21 protein-coding genes and 1 riboswitch are annotated in these 20,683 nt (G+C 61.7%); of the genes, 15 read left to right on the forward strand and 6 right to left on the reverse strand.

Translation table 11 applies throughout. The features are described from left to right. Window positions 1–82: 82 nt before the first annotated feature. Both CEW83_RS02045 and CEW83_RS02050 read right to left on the reverse strand, forming a co-directional pair. Entirely contained in the window at window positions 83–631 is a 549-nt protein-coding gene (locus CEW83_RS02045; RefSeq protein ID WP_108947860.1) for a CYTH domain-containing protein, read from the reverse strand. A gap of 134 nt (window positions 632–765) precedes the next feature. Further along, window positions 766–1,800, reverse strand: a complete 1,035-nt coding sequence (locus tag CEW83_RS02050) for a DUF2157 domain-containing protein (protein WP_108947861.1) — start codon at window positions 1,798–1,800, stop codon at window positions 766–768. Window positions 1,801–2,019: 219 nt separating this feature from the next. Further along, window positions 2,020–2,114, forward strand: a riboswitch (glycine riboswitch). Between the two features lie 160 nt (window positions 2,115–2,274). Here CEW83_RS02050 and CEW83_RS02055 point away from each other — a divergent pair. The 5 genes from CEW83_RS02055 to CEW83_RS02075 all read left to right on the forward strand — a co-directional run bounded on the left by CEW83_RS02055 (window position 2,275) and on the right by CEW83_RS02075 (window position 6,280). Further along, window positions 2,275–2,943: a trimeric intracellular cation channel family protein gene (locus tag CEW83_RS02055; RefSeq protein WP_108951135.1), complete on the forward strand. Its 669-nt coding sequence runs from the start codon at window positions 2,275–2,277 to the stop codon at window positions 2,941–2,943. Between the two features lie 264 nt (window positions 2,944–3,207). Further along, a complete protein-coding gene (locus CEW83_RS02060) occupies window positions 3,208–3,822 on the forward strand; it encodes a DUF1326 domain-containing protein (protein WP_108947862.1) in 615 nt (204 codons plus the stop codon). Further along, on the forward strand, window positions 3,810–4,601 hold the full coding sequence (locus CEW83_RS02065; protein ID WP_108947863.1) for a DUF2182 domain-containing protein: 792 nt from the start codon (window positions 3,810–3,812) through the stop codon (window positions 4,599–4,601). The genes CEW83_RS02060 and CEW83_RS02065 overlap by 13 nt, the downstream gene beginning before the upstream one ends. A 417-nt stretch (window positions 4,602–5,018) precedes the next feature. Further along, window positions 5,019–5,714: a hypothetical protein gene (locus CEW83_RS02070; protein ID WP_159099360.1), complete on the forward strand. Its 696-nt coding sequence runs from the start codon at window positions 5,019–5,021 to the stop codon at window positions 5,712–5,714. Beyond that, window positions 5,711–6,280 (forward strand): FlgO family outer membrane protein, encoded by a 570-nt coding sequence (locus CEW83_RS02075; protein WP_234418956.1) that lies wholly within the window; start codon window positions 5,711–5,713, stop codon window positions 6,278–6,280. The genes CEW83_RS02070 and CEW83_RS02075 overlap by 4 nt, the downstream gene beginning before the upstream one ends. A gap of 113 nt (window positions 6,281–6,393) precedes the next feature. Here the strand turns inward: CEW83_RS02075 and CEW83_RS21570 are convergent, their stop codons facing one another. Both CEW83_RS21570 and CEW83_RS02085 read right to left on the reverse strand, forming a co-directional pair. Next, window positions 6,394–6,525 (reverse strand): hypothetical protein, encoded by a 132-nt coding sequence (locus CEW83_RS21570; RefSeq protein WP_267896497.1) that lies wholly within the window; start codon window positions 6,523–6,525, stop codon window positions 6,394–6,396. Between the two features lie 498 nt (window positions 6,526–7,023). Beyond that, entirely contained in the window at window positions 7,024–7,308 is a 285-nt protein-coding gene (locus tag CEW83_RS02085; protein WP_108947866.1) for a hypothetical protein, read from the reverse strand. A 461-nt stretch (window positions 7,309–7,769) separates the two neighbouring features. Here CEW83_RS02085 and CEW83_RS02090 point away from each other — a divergent pair, with 461 nt between their 5' ends. Both CEW83_RS02090 and CEW83_RS02095 read left to right on the forward strand, forming a co-directional pair. Continuing rightward, window positions 7,770–9,035, forward strand: a complete 1,266-nt coding sequence (locus CEW83_RS02090; RefSeq protein WP_234418957.1) for an MFS transporter — start codon at window positions 7,770–7,772, stop codon at window positions 9,033–9,035. Between the two features lie 69 nt (window positions 9,036–9,104). Next, on the forward strand, window positions 9,105–10,286 hold the full coding sequence (locus tag CEW83_RS02095) for an acetylornithine transaminase (RefSeq protein WP_108947868.1): 1,182 nt from the start codon (window positions 9,105–9,107) through the stop codon (window positions 10,284–10,286). Window positions 10,287–10,353: 67 nt separating this feature from the next. Here the strand turns inward: CEW83_RS02095 and fghA are convergent, their stop codons facing one another. Together fghA and CEW83_RS02105 are read right to left on the reverse strand one after the other, a co-directional pair. After that, window positions 10,354–11,202, reverse strand: a complete 849-nt coding sequence (gene fghA, locus CEW83_RS02100; protein WP_108947869.1) for an S-formylglutathione hydrolase — start codon at window positions 11,200–11,202, stop codon at window positions 10,354–10,356. Window positions 11,203–11,204: 2 nt separating this feature from the next. Beyond that, complete coding sequence (locus tag CEW83_RS02105; protein WP_108947870.1) at window positions 11,205–12,317, reverse strand: S-(hydroxymethyl)glutathione dehydrogenase/class III alcohol dehydrogenase; 1,113 nt, start codon at window positions 12,315–12,317, stop codon at window positions 11,205–11,207. Between the two features lie 114 nt (window positions 12,318–12,431). On the opposite strand from CEW83_RS02105, the gene CEW83_RS02110 reads away from it, so the two are divergent. The 8 genes from CEW83_RS02110 (at window position 12,432) to ccoP (ending at window position 20,649) form a co-directional block, all read left to right on the forward strand. Continuing rightward, window positions 12,432–13,334 (forward strand): LysR substrate-binding domain-containing protein, encoded by a 903-nt coding sequence (locus CEW83_RS02110; protein ID WP_159099361.1) that lies wholly within the window; start codon window positions 12,432–12,434, stop codon window positions 13,332–13,334. Between the two features lie 102 nt (window positions 13,335–13,436). After that, window positions 13,437–14,204, forward strand: a complete 768-nt coding sequence (locus tag CEW83_RS02115; protein ID WP_108947871.1) for a 3-hydroxyacyl-CoA dehydrogenase — start codon at window positions 13,437–13,439, stop codon at window positions 14,202–14,204. Window positions 14,205–14,369: 165 nt separating this feature from the next. Next, on the forward strand, window positions 14,370–16,859 hold the full coding sequence (locus tag CEW83_RS02120; RefSeq protein WP_108947872.1) for a heavy metal translocating P-type ATPase: 2,490 nt from the start codon (window positions 14,370–14,372) through the stop codon (window positions 16,857–16,859). A gap of 2 nt (window positions 16,860–16,861) precedes the next feature. Then, complete coding sequence (gene ccoS / locus CEW83_RS02125; RefSeq protein WP_108947873.1) at window positions 16,862–17,095, forward strand: cbb3-type cytochrome oxidase assembly protein CcoS; 234 nt, start codon at window positions 16,862–16,864, stop codon at window positions 17,093–17,095. 378 nt (window positions 17,096–17,473) lie between these two features. After that, the gene (ccoN, locus tag CEW83_RS02130; protein WP_108947874.1) at window positions 17,474–18,904 is read left to right on the forward strand and encodes a cytochrome-c oxidase, cbb3-type subunit I; all 1,431 of its coding nucleotides are present in this window, start codon (window positions 17,474–17,476) and stop codon (window positions 18,902–18,904) included. A 15-nt stretch (window positions 18,905–18,919) separates the two neighbouring features. Further along, complete coding sequence (gene ccoO / locus CEW83_RS02135; protein ID WP_108947875.1) at window positions 18,920–19,555, forward strand: cytochrome-c oxidase, cbb3-type subunit II; 636 nt, start codon at window positions 18,920–18,922, stop codon at window positions 19,553–19,555. A 16-nt stretch (window positions 19,556–19,571) separates the two neighbouring features. Next, window positions 19,572–19,760, forward strand: coding sequence for a cbb3-type cytochrome oxidase subunit 3 (locus tag CEW83_RS02140; protein WP_108947876.1), 189 nt, complete (start codon window positions 19,572–19,574; stop codon window positions 19,758–19,760). Next, window positions 19,753–20,649 (forward strand): cytochrome-c oxidase, cbb3-type subunit III, encoded by an 897-nt coding sequence (gene ccoP / locus CEW83_RS02145; RefSeq protein ID WP_108947877.1) that lies wholly within the window; start codon window positions 19,753–19,755, stop codon window positions 20,647–20,649. The genes CEW83_RS02140 and ccoP overlap by 8 nt, the downstream gene beginning before the upstream one ends. The last annotated feature ends 34 nt before the right edge of the window (window positions 20,650–20,683 follow it).

Here is a 20,683-nt window from a genome sequence, read left to right on the forward strand (position 1 = left end):
GCCTGCGCGGCGCCCCGAGCGTCAGCACGATCCGGTGAACAGACCACGACCTGCTGCGCCGTCGCGTCGCTGGGGAGGCCTCTCAGGCGCTGAGCTTCAGGCCGGTCATGTTGGCTGCGCCGCCTGTACTGTGGCGGGGGCCTGGCCACCAGTGGAGATCGACGTCCTCCGGAATCTGTTGAGTCTGTGCAAGCCGGAAATTGCCGAATCGCGGGTCGGAGGTGACCTCCCTGTCGATCCAGTGGGGCAGCACGATCGGCGCGCCCTCGTGCGGCAGTTCGATCTCTGCGACGACGAGACCGGCATGCTTGCCCTCGAAGACGTCGACCTCGAAGGTCTGGGTATGAAAATGAACCAGGTAGCGTGTCTTGCGAACGATGCGATCGTTGCAGTAGGCCGACAGCATGCGGACAGCATCGGCGATGGGAATGGGGTACTCAAACTCGTCACGCGTGATGCCGGTGCGTGGCCCCTTGATGGTCAGAAAGGCACGGTCTGCGCGAATCCTGACACGCGTACTCATTGCTCCTTGTTCTTTGGCGACATAGCCCTGAACGATGTTTTCGCCCTGAGCATCCTGCAAGAACCTGATGTCGCGCACGAGGAACTTGCGTTCAATCTCGATTGCCATTTGGGGGCTGCCGCTTTTTCCTTTTGAGTAAATGGATTCTAGCAGATGACGGGTCGCCAAAATTGACCTTGATCAGAGAGGCGCGCCTCCGGCTTTTTCGCCGGGGGCGCGCCTGCCAACGGAGCATGTTCTGGTCAGGTTCGCCGTTCGACCAGCTCCCGAACCGGTGCGGGCAGCAGGGCACGCAGGCGATTGCTGATGGCGGTTTCGTGGCGCTGCCAGACGACCCCCAGATAGACGACGCCGAGACCGATGAGGGTGAGGACGACCGGAAACAGCATGCTGTCCTTGAACACTTCGTTTGCCAGGTGTGCGAGGTATCCCGCCGCGCCGAGTCCGCCGAACACGGCAAAGACTCTGCGCGAGAGGGTGGCGCCGACGGCGATCATGATCACGTTGATGCACAGGTAGATGAACTTGCTGAGCTCGCTGTCGGAGTTCATCGACGACAGTCCGCCCCAGAACGCGATGACGCCAAACAGGTAGAGCCAGAAGGCGTAGTCCCTGACGTGTCGGGTTCGTACGTCCACCCAGAATGCAAGCAGGACCATGAGCAGGCCAAACCAGAGCGAAACCAGTTTGCGCAACGCCCATCCGTGGTCGGCGTCGGCCGCGAGGAAGGGGGCGAGGTCCATGCTCATGTACCAGAGCGTGACGGCAACCGGCATCACGAGGAAGGGAAGGCGATAGCGCCATAGCATGATCACTCCGCTCGCCAGGGTGGCGAACTCCATGAGCATCCAGCGCCAGTCGATGTGCGTATGGTATTCGCGGAAGACGCGGCCATCGGCCCAGAAGCCGAGGGCGGATTGCAGTCCATAGACTGCCAGCGGTGTCAGGGCGACAGCAAAGGTCGCCGTGATGCCGGCGGGGATCGGCAGGCGGTGGCGCTTGAGGAAGGACTCGGTGAGCCACAGGCCTGCACCGGCATAGGCCAGCGCGATGAAGAACAGGCCCCATCCACCGAAGCGCTCCCAGCCGATGTTCATGAACAGACTCATCGCACCGATCGCGATCAGTCCGCCAAGGTAGTAAAGGATGTGGGTGGCACGAAAACTCGGGGTATTGCTGTCCTGCGCGAGCAGGAAGGTCCAGAGCTGCTCCGCTTGCTGCTCGGTAATCAGGCCCTTCGTGGTTGCATCCTTGAGGTGGCCCCGGTTCAATTCCATGCTGACTCCCGGAAAACAAAAACGTCATTGCGCACTAGTTTGTCATACATGGGCCCGATTCTTCGAGCCGTCGGGCCGCGCGCATTCCATTCATCGAGCGCGCCCGCATCGGTCACTTTTGGTGCTGCGCAAGGAACGCGCGTATGCCCGTTTGCCTGGGGGCGCTGCCGGAGCATGCGGACTGAGATTGACACGCGGTGTGAGGTGTCACGATAATCCACGCCTTCTGCGGGAGAGAGAGCTGCGAACATGCAGTCTCCGCCGAAGGCGCAAGCTCCCATAATCGCTCAGGCATACGGAACCGCAGAGATCATTCGCCGGCTGGAGAGCAGTCGAGAGTCACCCCGGTGGCTTTCGTCTCACCGAAGGGGCTGGTCCTGAAAAGGGCTGAAACTCTCAGGTAAAAGGACAGGGGGAGAGGCGCAACGGACCACGCACGCGTGCGTGATTCGTCTTCCAATGGAGTCCCCCCTGATGTACCCGAGCCTTGCAAGCCTTTTCCAGCCCCTGGCTGCGCAAAAGGTCGACCTTCTGCTTTTAATCTATCTGATTGCCATCGCCGCCGAAGCCATGTCAGGTGCCCTTGCTGCGGGCCGCCGCAACATGGACATATTCGGTGTTGCCGTGATTGCCTTCGTGACCGCGCTTGGTGGCGGCACCATCCGGGATGTCGTGCTGGGCAATTACCCGATTGGCTGGACGCAACACCCCGCTTACGTCTATCTGGTGATCTCGGCGGGGCTGCTCACGACCTTGATCGCGCCCTACATCCACCGCATGAAGCGTGCTTTCCTGATCTTCGATGCAATGGGCCTGATTGCCTTCTCGCTGATTGGTTGCAATGTCGCCCTCAACCTTGATTACCCGATCGTGGTCGTTGTGATGTCCGGCATGTTGACCGGGATCTGCGGTGGCATTCTGCGCGACGTGCTGTGCAACCAGGTGCCGGTCGTGTTCCGGCGCGAACTCTACGCGAGCGTATCGCTCAGTGTGTGCGCCTTGTTCCTCGTGCTGCGCGCAGCGGGTGTCGATTCCGACCTCAATACCGCGATCTGCTTTGTTGGTGGCTTCATGTTCCGCATGCTTGCGATCCAGTTCAGCTGGCGCCTGCCCACCTTCTCCTACCAGCAGCGCTGGGACTAGCGCGGGCGCGTTTCCGAATGCCTGCAGGGACATGGCCACCTTGACCCCGCACCTTCCGCAAACTAGCCTTAGTAGTGTGTGTTCGATGAACTTTCAGCAAATTTGCTGAAACTCGGGCAGGTGCCAGACCTGTCGTAAGTATCGGGTCGAAAAGGCATTGTCGCATTTGATCACACTGAATCTGGTATGGCCGGTCGAGCCTGCAGGCTGACTTTCTGGCTGTCAATTGCCGCTTGATAACCCAAACCTGCAAAGGAGGACATCATGGCAAACTGGCAGATCGAAGGGCAGTACATGGAGACATGCAACTGTACCTATCTGTGCCCCTGCGCAGCGTCGAACCTGACCGCGCAGCCCACTGAAGGCGACTGCAAGGCCGCTATTGCGATGCACATCACCAAAGGGCAGAAGGACGGGCTCAAGCTCGACGGACTGTCCTTCGTCGTGATGCTGCATTCGCCGCACGCAATGGCAGAGGGCAACATCGTGGTGGGCCTGATCGTCGATGAGAGTGCGTCGGACGCGCAGGTCGAAGCGATCAGCGCTATCGCAACCGGCGCCGCCGGTGGGCCGATGGCAAATCTGGCGCCCCTGGTCGGCAGCTTGGCGGGGGTCGAGCGACGGCCGGTTACTTTTGACGTCGATGGCATGAACTTTGCCGTCAAGGCTGGTGAGTTGGTCGACCAGGCCTGCGAAGGGGTCGCCAGCGGCGTGCGTCCAGACGAGCCGCTCTTCCTCGAGAACACCGTGCATCCGGTCAACGGCCGGCTGGCGCTGGCCAAGGCGACACGCTCCATCTTCAACGTGTTCGGAATCCACTGGTCGGATACCTCCGGGACGCGTAACGCCCACTTTGCGCCCTTCGCATGGGCAGCCTGAGCGCTGTCAGCCACGGTGACGGCATCGAAGTCGTGTTGCGCAAGGATCGCTGGCTGGCGATTCTTGGGCTGGGCGCGGTGGTGTTGCTGTCGTGGCTCTACCTCTGGCACAGCGCAGCGGGAATGGATCACGCAGGTATGGCGATGGAGGGCATGCCGCGCGCCACGGACGCCACTGCGCTGCTGCTCACCTTTGTAATGTGGACGGTGATGATGGCCGGCATGATGCTTCCCAGCGCAGCCCCTGCCATCCTCATGTACGGCACCCTGGTTCGAAAGAACGGGGCGGTGGGCAAGGTCCTGCCGGGGGTGTGGGTCTTCGCGGCAGGCTATCTGCTGATGTGGACCCTGTTCAGCATCGCGGCCACGCTGCTGCAGGCGGGGCTCGAATACGCTGCGCTGCTCACGCCCGAGATGGCAACTGCGAGCGCAGGGCGTGGCGCAGCGGCCTTGATCGCAGCAGGGGTCTATCAACTGACACCGTTCAAGGAGGCCTGTCTCGGCAAGTGCCGCAACCCGCTCCAGTTTTTCATGACGCGCTGGCGTAACGGGGCGGGCGGTGCTTTCAGAATGGGGCTCGAACACGGCGCCTGGTGCGTCGGCTGTTGCTGGGCGCTGATGCTGTTGCTCTTCGTGGCCGGCGTCATGAATCTGATCTGGGTCGCCCTGATCGCCGCCTTCGTCTTCGTCGAGAAGGTGTTCCCCGGCGCGCGCATGCTTACGCGTGCCTCCAGTGCCGCACTGATCCTGGCAGGATTGTTCCTGCTTACGAGGATCTAGTTCGCAAGCTTTCCACCGTGCAGCGATGTGTCACTAAGGCGGCGTGCCTATCGCGCCCAGAACAGTCGAGGTGTCTCCATGCGCCCGACGGGGGGGCGTTCATGTGCAAATGGAACGGCCATGTCAGTCCGGATGAGTCAGTGAGTGGGCGCTTTTCGCCGGATTGTGATCGTGCTCTAAAGTGCGAATGTCATAAAGCTTATATCAATATGCCGTTAGAAAGTCAATGTGTTATTTGCATAATATTGTTTGAACCAATGATACGTTTCTGGTAGGTTCCAAATCGCTATGACATAGCCAAATTGATTGAATCTGGCATTGCTTGGCAAGATCACAGCACATGCAAGCGATGTGAATGGTTACTTACCGTGCCAGTCAGGGCGCCTGCGCTATCCCATGTTCAGGAGAAACGAGAAGATGAATAAGCAGTTGGTCGGCCTTTTTGCCGTGGCCGCGCTGATGACAGGGTGCGCCACACCGTATTCCGAAGCTCCGATATCGAGCAACTTTCCGACGACCAAGCAACTCCAGCTCAGAACTGCTGGGCATTGGACGACGATCGCGCAGGACGTCGCGAACCAGCTGACCGCCCGTCTTCCTGAGAAGGCAAAGGTCTATGTAGAGGTGCCCGCAAAGAGCACACCGTTCGAACAGGCGTTTTCTGGCCAACTGACGACTTCGCTGACCAACGCCGGTTATGCAGTGATGAAGTACCCGGACGGTGCTCTGCTGGTCGAGGTGGACACGCAGGCCGTGAAGTTCTCTGCAGAGCGGCCCCGTCACCAGTATGCCGGTACCGCGACGACGCTTGGTGCCGGTCTCTGGGCTATTCATGATGTCGTGATCAACACCTCGCCGGGTGCTGGTGCGATGCTCGGCTTTGCGGCCATCGATGCAATGACCTGGTTCAGGTCAGAGGTATCGTCCGGTGCAGCGCCGCGGACCGAGATCATTGTCAGCGCGAGCGTTTCCAACGCGAATCAGTACCTTGCACGCACGACCAGCGTCTATTACATCGCCGAGGATGATCACGGCGCGCACAGTTCGCTGTACGGTGCTGGTAGTGATAATGCAGCCCGGATGAAGACCTTTGAAGTGAAGGGGGCTGAATGATGGCGCTACGAACAATCCTCAAGGCTGCATGTGTTGCGGCGTTGAGCCTGGCAATTGCCGGCTGTGCAACGGAAACGTCGGTTGCACGAAAGGCCGCGACCTACGAGGAGGCTGCAAACAATCCGTTCGTTCCGGCCAACTACCGCGCGGCAGAAGCGCTTCTGGGGCAATTGCAGGGCAAGCTTTCGCCCGATCAGCCAATGATCATCGCGACGGTGGTCAGTATCGATGCGCTTGAGCGTTCTTCGACGCTTGGTCGTCTCGTGTCGGAGCACGTCTCGGCGCGCTTCTCGCAGGGCGGGCACAAGATGGTGGAGATGAAGTTCCGCAACAACGTCTACATGGTGCGGGACCAGGGCGAGATGATGCTGACGCGTGAGATCCGCGATATCGCAAAGTCACATGACGCCCAAGCCGTGATCGTCGGTACGTATGGCGAGAGCAGCGATTTCATTTTCGTCAATCTGAAGGTGATTGACCCCGGTACGAACGTCGCGCTCGCGGTGCACGACTATGCACTCCCGGTCGACGCCAATACGAAGGCGATGCTGCGCGCCGCGCGCTGAGTTGGCTGCGGCAGAATGCCGATCCGCAACAAACCTGGTCGCGTTTGCGGCGCCCAGGTTTGTTGCGGATTCTTCGTTTCAGGAGCGCTCCAGCAAGGGCTTCCTGCCTCAAGTCACTGCTGGATGGACTGGATGTAGTAGGCGAGTTCGAGGATTCTGCCGCGTACGACTTTTTCGTACTCGCCAGCATAGCCACGGGGCGTGCCCGGTTGGTCCATCAGGTAGCGATTGCCCCATACGGGCATGGCTCTATCACCGTGCACTTCGATGGCCGCTCTGCCGTCGATGACCTGGAAGACTCTCAGGAAAGGAAACTCGCCGGCTTTGCGACTTGGGCGGAGCGCTGTGCTGTTCCTCGAAATCGCCGTGAGATCTGTCGGCTTCGGCGTCAGAAACTTTGCCAGTGGACCGTCCCCCCGGCCGCCTACGCCGTGGCACGAAAGACAGGACATGCGGTATCCGTCAGAACCAATGGTTTCTTCTTCCGCCATGACGTTGCCTGCACCAAGCGCCAGCAGGGCAATCAGCCCGACTCCGCATGACGTCGCAATGTTCTTTGCCGAATTGAATTGAGTCGCCGTTCATCCTCCCCCGCACGGCCGACCGTTGCGGAATGCAGCGTCCGACACTATCGCGATAGGGAATGTCGCCGGTGAGCTTCATACCGCGACCAGTGTATTCGCCGGCCCGGTCGGCGAATGGCTGGACGCGGCTTTGCCGGTGTCGGGCGCAACAGGCCGGGTTCAATGCCTGTGGCCGTGGCCGTGCTTGTGGTCGGGCTTTGCTGCAGGCTGTTCGGGTTCCGCCTTGGGGTAGCGGATGACGGTGACGGTTTCGTCGGGCTCGAACCAGAACTCGTTGTTGGGCGGGTCGAAACGGCCGATGGTCAGCACGATCAGTCCATCGACCTGATTGACGCGGGTGATGGTTTCCCATGCAAACGTGGGGTGGGGGTTGGTACCCGGACCGTCGTAGATGTGGTCCTCGGGCTGGACTTCGGATGCTGGGATCGAAATTCTGTTCGTCATGGCTCCTCGCTTTCCGGCGCAACGGTGTTCAGGCCCCGGCTATCAGCAGCCCATGATGCGCTTTCCGGTGCGCTTGCGCCGGACTATCGGAGCGCGGCCGAGGCGGCAGCCAATCCCGGAGCTGCAGTGTCCGCTGGCGCTTCATTATGTGTGCAATGCAGCATCAGCCTTGATTGCGCGGGGAACGGTGGTTAAAATTTCACCCCCTTGCTGACGCTTGCGGGTTCCCGTGGGCGCAACGTGTTTTCGTGGTCAGCAACAGAGCATGCACACAGGCCAGTCCAGCGGACTGGCCTGTGTGCTTTTGCAGGTTTCGCCCAAGGAGGCGCCTTGCCCGTACTGATAAGGCCGGAACTGTTCGTGTGCTTCTTCGCTGGCGATTGCCAATCGACCTGCCGGAGAGATGGTGTAGCCGGAGAAATGGCGATCACGCGTTTCGCCACGGGTAGCCAGGCTTGAGCATGAACTCGGCGCCGTCTCTGCAGGGGGGCCGGACCTGGCCCTCTTCGATGCGGGCACTGGGTCACCGCAACTACCGCTACTACTTCTTCGGTCAGGCGGTGTCGGTGCTGGGCTCGTGGGTTCAGCAGGTGGCGCTGTCGTGGCTGATCTACCGCCTGACGGGGTCCGTTGCCCTGCTCGGGGTGACAACCTTCGCGGCGCTGCTGCCCATGCTGCTGGTGGGGCCGCTCGCGGGTGCGTGGATCGACCGTCGCGACAAGCGGCGTCTACTCATCCTGGTGCAGGGGCTGCTCGGCCTGCAGGCGGCTGCGCTCTCGGTGCTCACCGCGATGGACGCAATCGGTCCGAACCTGATCGTGGCCATGTCGGCGACGCTCGGGCTGCTGAACGCGTTTGATGCGCCGCTGCGTCAATCGCAGATCGGGGTATTCGTCGCCAACCGCGCCGACTTGCCCAATGCGCTGGCGCTCAACGCAATGCTGTTCAACTCCGGTCGCTTTCTCGGGCCACCGCTCGCTGGTCTCGTGCTCGGTTTGACCTCGGAAGCGGTCTGCTTTGCGATTAACGCGGTGTCGTTTTCGGCGCTCGCCTTTGGCGTCAGTCGCATTCGGGTGCCGGAAGTGCCGCGCGCGGTGGGTTCGATGAGCCAGGTGTTTCGCGAAGGGTTGAGCTATGTGTGGGCCGAATATCCGGTGCGCATGCTGATTTTCGTGCTGGCAACGGTGAACCTCACCGCGTCGAGCTATGCCGTGCTGCTGCCGGTGTTTGCCAAGGATGTGTTCGGCGGCGACGCACGCATGCTGGGCTGGCTGTGGGGTGCAGCCGGGGCGGGGGCGTTTCTGGGAACGGTGTTTCTGGCTACACGCAAACACATGCTCGGCTTGATCAAGGTGGTGCTCGGCGGGGCCTGCATCAGCGCGCTCGGCTTGCTCGTGTTCTCCCACAACCAGACCTTGCTGATTGCACTGCCTTCGATGGCTGCGGTGGGTTTCGGTATCTCCGTGTGCAACGTGGGTGTGAACATGCTGCTGCAGAGCATGGCGCCCGATCACCTGCGCGGGCGGGTGGTGTCCTTCTTCAGTTCGACCCGTTTCGGCCTCGACGCCATCGGCGGCCTGCTGGCCGGTCTGCTCGCGGCGCGCACGGGCGTGCAGATGGCGATGCTGATCGAGGGGGCCGTGCTCGTGCTGTTTTTCATCTGGACGCTGCGAATCTTCGGGCGCTTGCGCACCGAAGTGAGCCTGCGTGCGGGCGATGGTCATTGATGTGCAAGGCAGGCGTGGCAGGGTGTGCTGCGTCTTTCCATCAACCGGTTCAGTTTGCGGAGTTGCTGCATGAAGTACGGTGAGTTTGATTCGGATGCCCTGATGTTCATCACTCAGCGTCCCGAGATTCTGTTTGAGCGTGGCGAAGGGTCGTGGCTGTTCGATTCGACCGGCAAGGCCTATCTGGACTTCATTCAGGGCTGGGCGGTGAACTGCCTTGGGCATTCGCCAGTCGAGATTCGCGACGCGCTGGTCGCGCAATCGGCAAAACTGATCAACCCCAGTCCGGCCTTCTTCAATGGGCCGATGATTGAACTGGCGGGGATGCTCACGGCGCATTCGACGTTGGACCGGGTGTTCTTTGCCAACTCGGGCGCCGAGGCCAACGAGGGCGCGATCAAGCTGGCACGCAAATGGGGGCGGCTCAAGCGCAATGGCGCGTGGCAGATCATCACCTTCGATCATTCCTTCCACGGCCGCACGCTCGCGACCATGTCGGCGTCGGGCAAGCCGGGCTGGGATACGCTCTACGCGCCGCAGGTGCCGGGCTTCCCCAAGGCCGAGCTCAATGACCTGGCTTCGGTCGAGACGCTGATCTGCCCCGAAACCGCGGCAGTGATGCTGGAGCCGGTGCAGGGCGAGGGTGGTGTGATTCCGGCTGATCCGGCCTTCCTCAAAGGTCTGCGCGAGCTGACGGAAAAGCACGGCATCCTGCTGATCGTCGACGAAGTCCAGTCCGGCATGGGGCGCACTGGGCGCCTGTTTGCGCACCAGCACGCCGGCATTGAGCCCGACATCATGACCCTGGGCAAGGGCATCGGCGGCGGGGTGCCGCTGGCGGCGCTGATGGCGACCGAACCGGTGAGCTGCTTCGAGCCCGGTGATCAGGGCGGTACCTACAATGGCAACCCGCTGATCAGCGCGGTTGGTGTGGCCGTGATGCGGCGGCTGACGTCAGCCGGTTTCATGGAGGCGGTGGTCGCGCGCGGAGACTACCTGTCGCGGCGCCTCAATGAACTGTCGCAGGCGCACTCGCTGGGGGGCGAGCGCGGAGTGGGACTGCTTCGTGCCCTGGTGCTTGATCGCGATCGCGGTCCGGATCTGGTGAAGGCGGCGCTCCATGCGGCGCCGACCGGGCTGCTGCTCAACGCACCGCGTCCGAACCTGCTGCGCTTCATGCCTTCGCTGACGGTGTCCGAGGCCGAAATCGATCAGATGATCGAGATGCTCGACGGTTTGCTGAAAGCCTGATTCAGCGCGCTCAGCCGAAAAAACGCCGGGTCCTGCCCGGCGTTTTCCTGTGCGGACATCCGTGCGGTCAGCGCAGCAGTGCGGCGGCGTGGTGACGCAGGTGGTCTTCGATGAAGCTGGCAATGAAGTAGTAGCTGTGATCGTAGCCGGGCTGCAGTCGAAGGGTGAGCGGGTGGCCTGCGGCGGCGCAGGCTGCGCGCAGGGCTTCGGGCTTGAGTTGCTCGGCGAGGAATCCATCGGCTTCGCCCTGATCGACCAGGATCGGCAGGCGCTCGCCGGCCGTGGCAATCAGCTCCACTGCATCCCAGGCTTTCCATTGCGCAGGGTCGGCGCCGAGGTAGCCGGTGAAGGCCTTCTGGCCCCAAGGACAGTCCACCGGGTGGCTGATCGGTGCGAAGGCGGACACCGAGCGATAACGCCCGGGGTTCTTGAGCGCGCAGATCAGGGCGCCATGTCCACCCATCGAGTGCCCAGCAACACCCCGCACGGCCGTGACAGGCAGGTGCGCCTCCACCAGCGCCGGCAGTTCGCTCACCACATAGTCGTACATCCGGTAGTGGCGGTCGTAGGGGGCTGCGGTGGCATTCACATAGAAGCCGGCGCCGTGGCCGAAGTCCCACGCGCCATCCGGGTCGCCCGGTACATCGGCGCCGCGCGGACTGGTGTCGGGGGCGACGATGGCAACGCCCAGTTCGGCTGCAATCCGGTGCGCGCCGGCCTTCTGCATGAAGTTCTCGTCGCTGCAGGTCAGGCCCGACAGCCAGTACAGCACTGGCACCGGGCCGTGCTCGGCCTGCGGTGGCAGGTACACGGCAAACACCATGTCGCAGCCTAGCGTGGCCGAGGCGTGACGGAAGCGCTTGTGCCAACCGCCGAAGCTGCGGTTGGCACCAATCTGCTCGAGGGCTGTGCTCATCGTCAGAACCGGATCACGGTGCGGATGCTCTTGCCTTCATGCATCAGGTCGAAGGCCTTGTTGATGTCCTCCAGCCCCATGGTGTGGGTGATGAAAGTATCGAGCGGAATCTCGCCCGCCTGCGCCCTGGCGACATAGCCCGGCAGTTCGGTCCGGCCGCGCACACCGCCAAAGGCCGAGCCGCGCCACACGCGACCGGTGACGAGCTGAAAGGGGCGGGTGGAGATTTCTTCGCCGGCACCGGCCACGCCGATGATGATCGATTCGCCCCAGCCCTTGTGGCAGCACTCGAGCGCAGAGCGCATGACCTTGGTGTTGCCGATGCACTCGAAGGAGTAGTCGACGCCGCCATCGGTGAGGTCGACGATCACTTCCTGGATCGGGCGGTCGTAGTCGAGCGGGTTGATGCAGTCGGTGGCGCCGAGTTGCCTGGCGATCTCGAACTTGGACGGGTTGATGTCCACTGCGACGATGCGCGAGGCCTTGGCCATGACGGCGCCGATGATCGCCGACAGGCCGATGCCGCCGAGGCCGAACACTGCGACGGTGGCGCCGGCTTCAACCTTGGCGGTGTTGAGCACTGCGCCGATGCCGGTGGTGACGCCGCAGCCGAGCAGGCAGACTTTTTCCAGCGGTGCGTCCTTCTGGATCTTGGCGACCGAGATTTCGGGCAGCACGGTGTACTCGGAGAAGGTCGAGGTACCCATGTAATGGAAGATGGGTTTGCCGTTCTTGCTGAAACGGCTGGTGCCGTCCGGCATCAGACCCTTGCCCTGGGTGGCGCGGATGGCCTGACACAGGTTGGTCTTGCCCGACAGGCAGAACTTGCACTTGCCGCATTCCGGCGTGTACAGCGGAATCACGTGATCGCCGACGGCGACCGAGGTGACGCCTTCGCCGATGGCTTCGACGATGCCGCCGCCTTCATGACCGAGGATGGACGGGAAGATGCCCTCCGGATCTGCGCCCGACAGGGTGAAGGCGTCGGTGTGGCAGACGCCGGTGGCCACGATCCGCACCAGCACCTCACCGGCTTTCGGCGGGGCGACGTCGACCTCGGTGATTTCGAGCGGCTGCTTGGCAGCCCAGGCTACGGCGGCGCGGGACTTGATCATGGTGTGTTCTCCACTGGTGACTTAACCCGCTATTGTAGGAAACAGGGCGTCGGGGATAATCCCCATTTTGGCAATTGATTGTTGTTCATGGTCAACAATGACCGGAGTGTGTCTGTGAGTCGATGGGAGGGGGTGGATGCGTTCGTGGCCGTGGCCGAAGCGGGCCACTTTGCTGCAGCGGCAGAGCGGCTGGGGGTGTCGACCTCGCACGTGAGCCGTGTCGTGGCGCGACTGGAGGAGCGGCTGCAGACGCGGCTTTTTTACCGCAGCACGCGACGGGTGAGTCTGACCGAAAGCGGGCATACCTTTCTGCAGCACTGCCGTCGCCTGCAGGACGGTTTCGACGAGGCCCTGCATGCGGTTCAGGATCTCGGCGGCACGCCCAAGGGGCTGCTGCGCATGACCTGCGCGCTGACCTATGGCGAGCGCTTCATCGTGCCGCTGGTCAACGACTTCATCGAGCGCTATCCGCAGGTAAAGGTCGATATTGAGCTGACCAACCGCACGCTGGACATCGTGCAGGAGGGGTTCGATCTGGCGGTTCGGCTTGGGCGTCTGGCCGATTCACGGCTGGTCGCGACCCGGCTTGCGCCGCGCAGGATGTATCTGTGCGCCGCGCCGTCCTATCTCGAACGCAGAGGCGCGCCGCAGCGGCTGGAGGACATCGCCGACCATGACTGCCTGCTTGGCACCTCTGACAACTGGGTGTTCCAGGCGGGCGGTGAAGCGCTGACCATGAAGGTCCGCGGCAACTGGCGCTGCAACAGCGGCGAGGCCGTGCTTGACGCGGCCTTGCGTGGCTTCGGCCTGTGTCAGCTGCCCGACTACTATGTGCTTTCCCACTTGCAGGACGGGCGCCTGCGGGCCTTGCTGCCCGAGAATCAGCCGCCGCACACGGCCGTGTGGGCCGTGTTTCCGCAGCAGCGGCATCTGTCGCCCAAGGTGCGCCTGCTGGTGGACTATCTGCGTGATGCACTTGCAATGCGTCCGGAATACCGTGCGTCGGCGCCGGGTTGAGCAGTGGTCGGGGCCGGTCTGTCAGGTTGACGTTTACGTTAACTGGAACTATGTTTCGGGGCTGGATATTCCGGTTCAGGCCGATTAGAGAGGGAGCAGACAATGAAGATCGAGAATGGCGTGTTCGTGGTTACTGGCGGTGGTTCGGGTCTGGGTGCGGCAACGGCCCGCATGCTGGTCGAGGCGGGTGCCAAGGTGGTGCTGGCCGACGTCAATCGCGAAGCGGGCGATGCGGTGGCAGCGGAACTCGGCGCGGCTGCAACTTTCGTGACCACCGACGTGACCGACGAGGCGAGCGCAAAGGCTGCGATCGATCTGGCGGTGTCGGCGTACGGCGGCCTGAACGGCCTGATCAACTGCGCTGGTGTGGCGCCGGCCGAAAAGGTGGTGGGCCGCGAGGGGCCGCATCGTCTGGAGTCGTTCTCGCGTACGGTTGCCATCAACCTGATCGGTTCGTTCAACATGATCCGTCTGGCTGCTGATGTCATGAGCAAGGCCGAGCCCGATGCGGGCGGCGAGCGTGGCGTAATCGTCAGCACCGCCTCGGTGGCTGCATTCGACGGTCAGGTGGGGCAGGCCGGTTATGCCGCGTCGAAGGCCGGCGTTGTGGGCATGACCCTGCCGGTGGCCCGCGAACTGTCGCGTTTCGGCATCCGGGTGATGACCGTCGCACCGGGCATCATGGAAACGCCGATGCTGATGGGGATGCCGCAGGAGGTGCAGGACTCGCTGGGCAAGATGGTTCCCTTCCCCTCGCGTCTGGGCAGGCCGGCCGAGTTTGCCAGCCTCGTGCGCCACATCATCGAGAATGCCTATCTCAACGGTGAGGTGATTCGCCTCGACGGCGCCATCCGCATGGCGGCCAAGTAAGCTGCATTGTTGCGCCAGGGCTGGTGCGGCGCCGGAGTTGCGCCAGCCTCAATTCACTTTCCTCTGCGCGAGCGCATTGGTGGAGCAGGGCAAATGTGCTAAAAGAGCGCTTCTCTTTAGCGTACCCCGGGCTTGCCGGGGCCGTCACCGGCGTTCCCGCTGTTCATGAATTCAGATCAAGCATCTCCCGTCGCGGTGGAAGAAGATCGCGACTGCTACCATTGCGGCCTGCCGATCCCGCCAGAGACCAGTCACTACGTGCGTATCAACGGCAAGAACCGGCGCATGTGCTGCATTGGCTGCGAGGCGGTCGCCGAATCCATTGTCGATAACGGTCTGGTCGACTACTACCGTCATCGCGATGCGATGCCCGAGACCCGGCGCGAGGCGATGCCCTCGGAGCTGCAGGAGCTCGGCCTGTTCGATCACCCCGAGTTCCAGAAAAGCTTCGTTCGACCCATCGGTGAGCACGAGCGAGAGGCTTCGCTGATCCTCGAAGGCATTACCTGCGCGGCCTGCGTCTGGCTCAACGAGCAGCATGTGGCGCACCAGAAAGGGGTGTCGGCGGTCGAGATCAACTACGCCACGCGTCGTGCGCGAGTGCGCTGGGACGAGCGCGAGATCCATCTTTCCGACATCCTCGCCGCGATCCAGGCGATCGGCTACCGCGCCTATCCCTACGATGCGACACGTTCCGAGCAGATCGCCAACAAGGAGCGGCGCTCCATGCTGTGGCGGGTGTTCGTGGCCGGTTTCGGCATGATGCAGGTGATGATGTACGCGCTGCCGGCCTACATCGCCACCGAAGGCGACATGACGGCGGATATCGATCTGCTGATGCGCTGGGCAAGCCTGCTGCTGACACTCCCGGTGGTGCTCTATTCGGCTGCGCCATTCTTCCAGCGTGCGCTCAGGGACATCAAGCTGCGCCGCCTCGGGATGGACGTGCCGGTTGCGCTGGGGGTTGGCAGCGCCTTTCTCGCCAGTGTCTGGGCCACGCTCTCCGATGGGCCGGAGGTGTATTTCGATTCGGTGACGATGTTCGTGTTCTTCCTGCTCGGTGGCCGCTACCTGGAGATGCTGGCGCGACAGAAGGCGGTGCGCGGGGTCGAGGAACTGGGCAAGGTGCTGCCGGTGTTTGCCGAGCGCTTGCCGGACTGGCCAGCGCCGGCCGCCGAGCGGGTGCCGGTGTCGCAGTTGGTGCCGGGTGATCGCATCAGGGTGCGCCCGGGCGAAGTGATTCCGGCCGATGGTGTCGTGATCGACGGGCAGGGCGAAGCAAATGAAGCCTTGCTGACCGGCGAGAGCCGACCGGTATCCAAGCACTTGGGTGATCTCGTCACCGGGGGCAGTATCAACATCTCCAGCCCGCTGGTGGTGAAGGTGGAGCACGTGGGCGACGAAACCCGCCTTGCCGCCATCTGTCGCCTGATGGAGCGGGCAGCGATCGAAAAACCTGCGATCGCCGCCCAGTCTGACCGGGTTGCGGTGTATTTCATCGTCACCCTGCTCGTGCTCGCGGGAGCGACCGGCGTGGCGTGGTATTTCATCGATCCGCAGCGCGCGCTGTGGGTGTTTGTTTCCGTGCTGGTGGTGGCCTGTCCGTGTGCGCTATCGCTTGCGACCCCGACCGCACTGACAGTGGCAACCGATTCCATGGCACGAATGGGGGTGCTGGTGACCCGAGGGCATGCGATTGAGACGCTTGCCCGCGCCAACCATTATCTGTTCGACAAGACCGGTACGCTCACCCAGGGCAAGATGAGTCTGGAGGAGGTCGTTCCGCTGTCGTCCATGTCGACGCTCGAGCTCTGTGCGCTCGGTGCGGCGCTGGAGCAGGGGTCTGAGCACCCGATCGCGGCCGGCGTACGCGATGGCGCAGCCGAGGCCGTGTTGCCGGCGGTCAGCGACGTTGTGGCGATAACGGGGCAGGGGCTTTCCGGCCGGTACGCGCAGGGCGAAGCGTGGATCGGACGCCCTGATTACGTTGCCGGTTGTCTCGGCTTGCCCGTGCCTGCTGCACTCGATGGGCTTGAGCAGAAGGGCGGTACTGTCATTGCACTGGGGGGGAGCAGCGGCTGGCTGGGCCTTTTCCGCCTCGCCGATGTTCCGCGTGCAGAGGCCGCAACACTGACCCGCAAGCTCAACGACGCGCACGTTCCGATGACCGTACTGTCTGGCGATGCACCTCAGGTGGTCCGCGCGGTGGCGCATGATCTCGAGATTGGCGAGGCGCATGGCGGCATGACGCCGCAGGACAAGCAGGCCTTCATTGCCGACCTGCAGTCGCGCCCGGGTGTGGTCGTGGCCATGGTGGGTGACGGCGTCAATGATGCGCCGGTGCTGGCACAGGCGCACGTCTCGGTGGCGATGGGCGGGGGGACCGATCTGGCCCGCAACCAGGCGGACATCGTGCTGTTGAGCGAAAATCTGGCCGATCTCGGCGAGGGCGCCGATCTTGCACGCCGCACGCTGAGCATCATCCGTCAGAACCTGTGGTGGTCGTTCGCGTACAACTTCACCTCTGTTCCACTGGCCATGGCCGGACTGGTGACGCCGTGGATGGCGGGCATCGGCATGGCTGGCAGCTCGCTGCTCGTGGTACTCAACGCATTGCGGCTGCAGCGACGGCCGCACAAGAGCAAAGGCAGGTAAGCGTGGAAAGTCTCTACATCCTGATTCCGCTGTCGGTGGTGCTGGTCTTTGTCATCGGCATGCTGTTCTGGTGGTCTCTGCGCAACGGACAGTACGACGATCTTGAAGGGCCGGCCTATCGACTCCTGATGGACGACAAGGACGAACTTCCTGATGAGCGTTGCAATGCAGCAACTGAGGGACAGACCCGCACTGATGGCAAGATCGAAAAAACCGACAGCAATCAGGGGCATTAAGCGTTACCCGTTTGATCTAGGTCAACGGACGCTTTGAGGCAGTAGGCATAATGCCGACATGGTTTTCGGATGTGCGCAGTGACGAACTGCGGTGATCTGAAAGGGTATTTTTGTCTCTCTGTTGGGGTTGGGGGTGCGTTCAAGACGCACCCTTTTTTTTCGCCTGTACCCGATCGGTGCGCAGTATTCTGCCGTATACCGCTGAAATGCCCCGATCCGGTGCCTGCGTGCTTTCCCCGACCCGTGCGGTGCAATACAATGTTGATCTGTGTCAAATTGTAGATCCGGTCGAGCGGTATCCTTGCCGCGGATGACGAGTTACATGCCGTGATCTGAACAGTTGTACCAAGGGGTTTTTAATCAAAGAGGTGATTTCACATGCAATCGCAAGCGACTTATAACTACAAAGTCGTGCGCCAGTTCACCATCATGACGGTGGTGTGGGGCATCGTGGGCATGCTGGTCGGTGTCATTGCCGCAGCACAGCTCGTGTGGCCTGAACTGAACGTGCACGAGTTCCTGCACTTTGGCAGGTTGCGTCCGCTGCATACCAACGCGGTCATTTTCGCTTTTGGCGGATGCGCGTTGTTTGCAACGTCCTACTACGTTGTGCAGCGTACCTGTCATACCAAGTTGTTTGCGCCTGCACTCGCCGGTTTCACCTTCTGGGGCTGGCAGCTGGTCATCGTTCTGGCCGCAATCACCCTGCCACTGGGTTACACCCAGGGTAAGGAGTACGCCGAGCTCGAGTGGCCGATCGACCTGCTGATCGCCGTGGTGTGGGTGTCCTACGCCGTTGTGTTCTTCGGCACGATCGCCAAGCGCAAGATCAGCCACATTTACGTGGCGAACTGGTTCTTCGGCGCCTTCATCCTGACCGTCGCGCTGCTGCACATCGTCAATAGCGCTGCCATCCCGGTGTCCTTCATGGGCATGAAGTCCTACTCGGCCTATGCCGGTGTCCAGGATGCGATGATCCAGTGGTGGTACGGCCACAACGCGGTGGGCTTCTTCCTGACCGCCGGCTTCCTCGGCATGATGTACTACTTCGTGCCCAAGCAGGCTGAGCGTCCGGTCTATTCCTATCGCCTCTCCGTGGTTCACTTCTGGGCACTGATCTTCACCTACATGTGGGCGGGTCCGCACCACCTGCACTACACCGCGCTGCCTGACTGGACCCAGTCTGTCGGCATGGTGTTCTCGCTCATCCTGCTGGCTCCGTCCTGGGGTGGCATGATCAACGGCATCATGACCCTGTCGGGCGCCTGGCATAAGCTGCGTACCGACCCGATCCTGAAGTTCCTGGTCACCTCGCTGTCGTTCTACGGCATGTCCACGTTCGAAGGTCCGATGATGTCGGTCAAGACCGTGAATGCGCTGTCGCACTACACCGACTGGACCGTTGGTCACGTGCATTCCGGCGCACTGGGCTGGGTTGCGATGATCTCGATCGGTGCGGTGTACTTCCTGTTGCCGCGTCTGTACGGCAAGACCGAGATGTACAGCACCAAGCTGATCAACACCCACTTCTGGATTGCGACCATCGGTATCGTGCTGTACATCGCCTCGCTGTGGGTTGCCGGTGTGATGCAGGGCCTGATGTGGCGTGCAACCAACGCGGACGGCACCCTGACCTACTCGTTTGTTGAGAGCGTCAAGGCCAGCTACCCGTTCTGGACGATCCGTCTGGTGGGTGGCGCCCTGTTCCTGGCTGGCATGGTGATCATGTTCTACAACATGGTGAAGACCATCGCCGGTGAGAAGGCATACAACGCGCCCGTGATTGCACCTGCGGCTGCACACGCCTAAGCGGAGAACAAGAACATGGCTCAATCGAAACACGAAAAGATCGAACGTAACGTATTCCTGATGATCGTCCTTACGCTGATGACTGTCAGCGTGGGTGGTCTGGTGGAAATCGTTCCGCTCTTCTTCCAGCACACCACCACGTCACCGATCGATTACAAGGGCAACGAGCTCAATGTAAAGCCGTACGATCCGGTGCGCCTGGTCGGTCGTGACATCTACATCCGCGAAGGCTGCTACAACTGCCACTCGCAGATGATCCGTCCCTTCCGTGCAGAGACCGAGCGTTATGGTCACTACTCGGTCGCGGGTGAGTACATCTACGACCATCCTTTCCAGTGGGGCTCCAAGCGTACCGGTCCTGACTTGGCTCGCGTCGGCGGTCGTTATTCCGACGAATGGCAGAAGGTTCACCTGCTGAACCCGCGCGACGTCGTGCCCGAGTCGAACATGCCAGCCTTCCCATGGCTTGATCGCCCGGTCAAGGGTGACGATATCCAGGACAAGATGCGTGCTCTGAACAAGGTCGGCCTGCACAAGTACAGCGACGAGGAAATCGCCGCCGCGCCTGCCGCCCTCGAGGGCAAAACCGAGCTTGATGCGGTGGTTGCCTACCTTCAGGGTATGGGTACCGCACTTAAGAACGTAAGGTAAGGAAAGAGGACGCGCCGTGGAAATCAACGACCTGAGAATCATCGTAACAGTCCTGGGCTTTGTCTGTTTTCTGGGGATTTGTGCCTGGGCATACAGCCGTCACGCCAAGACTGGTTTCGATGAGGCGGCGCGCCTGCCCCTGACCGATGACGATCTGCCGGTTTCGAATGACCGGCTGGAAAAGGAAGGAAAAACAAATGGCTGACTTTATCAGCGGTTTCTGGAACATGTACGTGATGGGTCTCGTGGCCCTGAGCATCCTGTTCTGTATTTTCGTGCTGGTCTCGAACATGACCAAGCGCGAGCCGGGCGAAGTCAAACTGCACGGTCACGTGTGGGATGAGACCCTCGCGGAATACAACAACCCGCTTCCGCGCTGGTGGTTGTATCTGTTCTGGATCACCATCGTTTTCGGCATCGTGTACCTCGTGATCTACCCCGGCTTCGGCAATCACAACGCCGATCGCGGTGAGCACAGCCAGTACTATGCAGAAATGAAGGCCGCCGACGAGAAGTACGGCCCCATCTTTGCCAAGTACCAGGACATGGATCTCATGGCCGTTGCGGCGGATCCCGAAGCCAACGCGATGGGCAAGCGCATGTTCCTGACCTACTGTGCGCAGTGTCACGGCTCTGCTGCTCAGGGTGCCAAGGGCTTCCCGAACCTGACCGACGACGAATGGAACTGGGGCGGTGAGCCCGACACCGTCAAGACCACCATTATGGGTGGGCGCATGGGCGTGATGCCGGCTTTCGGTGCCGCGCTTGGCGGTGAGGGTGTCAAGGACGTTGCAAACTACGTCCGCTCGCTCTCGAACCTGGCTCACGATTCTCTGCGCGCCCAGCGTGGCAAGGAAGTCTTCGATACGAACTGCGTGGCGTGTCACGGTGCGGATGGCAAGGGCAACCCGATGCTGGGTGCGGTCAACCTGACCAACAAATCATGGCTGTATGGTTCGTCCGAAGCGACGATCATCGAAACCGTGACCAACGGTCGTCAAAACCAGATGCCTGCATTCCAGGAGTTCCTTGGCGATGCCAAAGTTCATCTCCTCGCAGCATATGTGTTGAGTCTTAGCAAGGAACAGAAGTAAGTAGTGCGCTCCGGGGGCTTATGCCCCCGGAGCT

Source organism: Parazoarcus communis, from assembly GCF_003111645.1.
In the GTDB taxonomy this organism is placed as follows: Bacteria; Pseudomonadota; Gammaproteobacteria; order Burkholderiales; family Rhodocyclaceae; genus Parazoarcus; species Parazoarcus communis_A.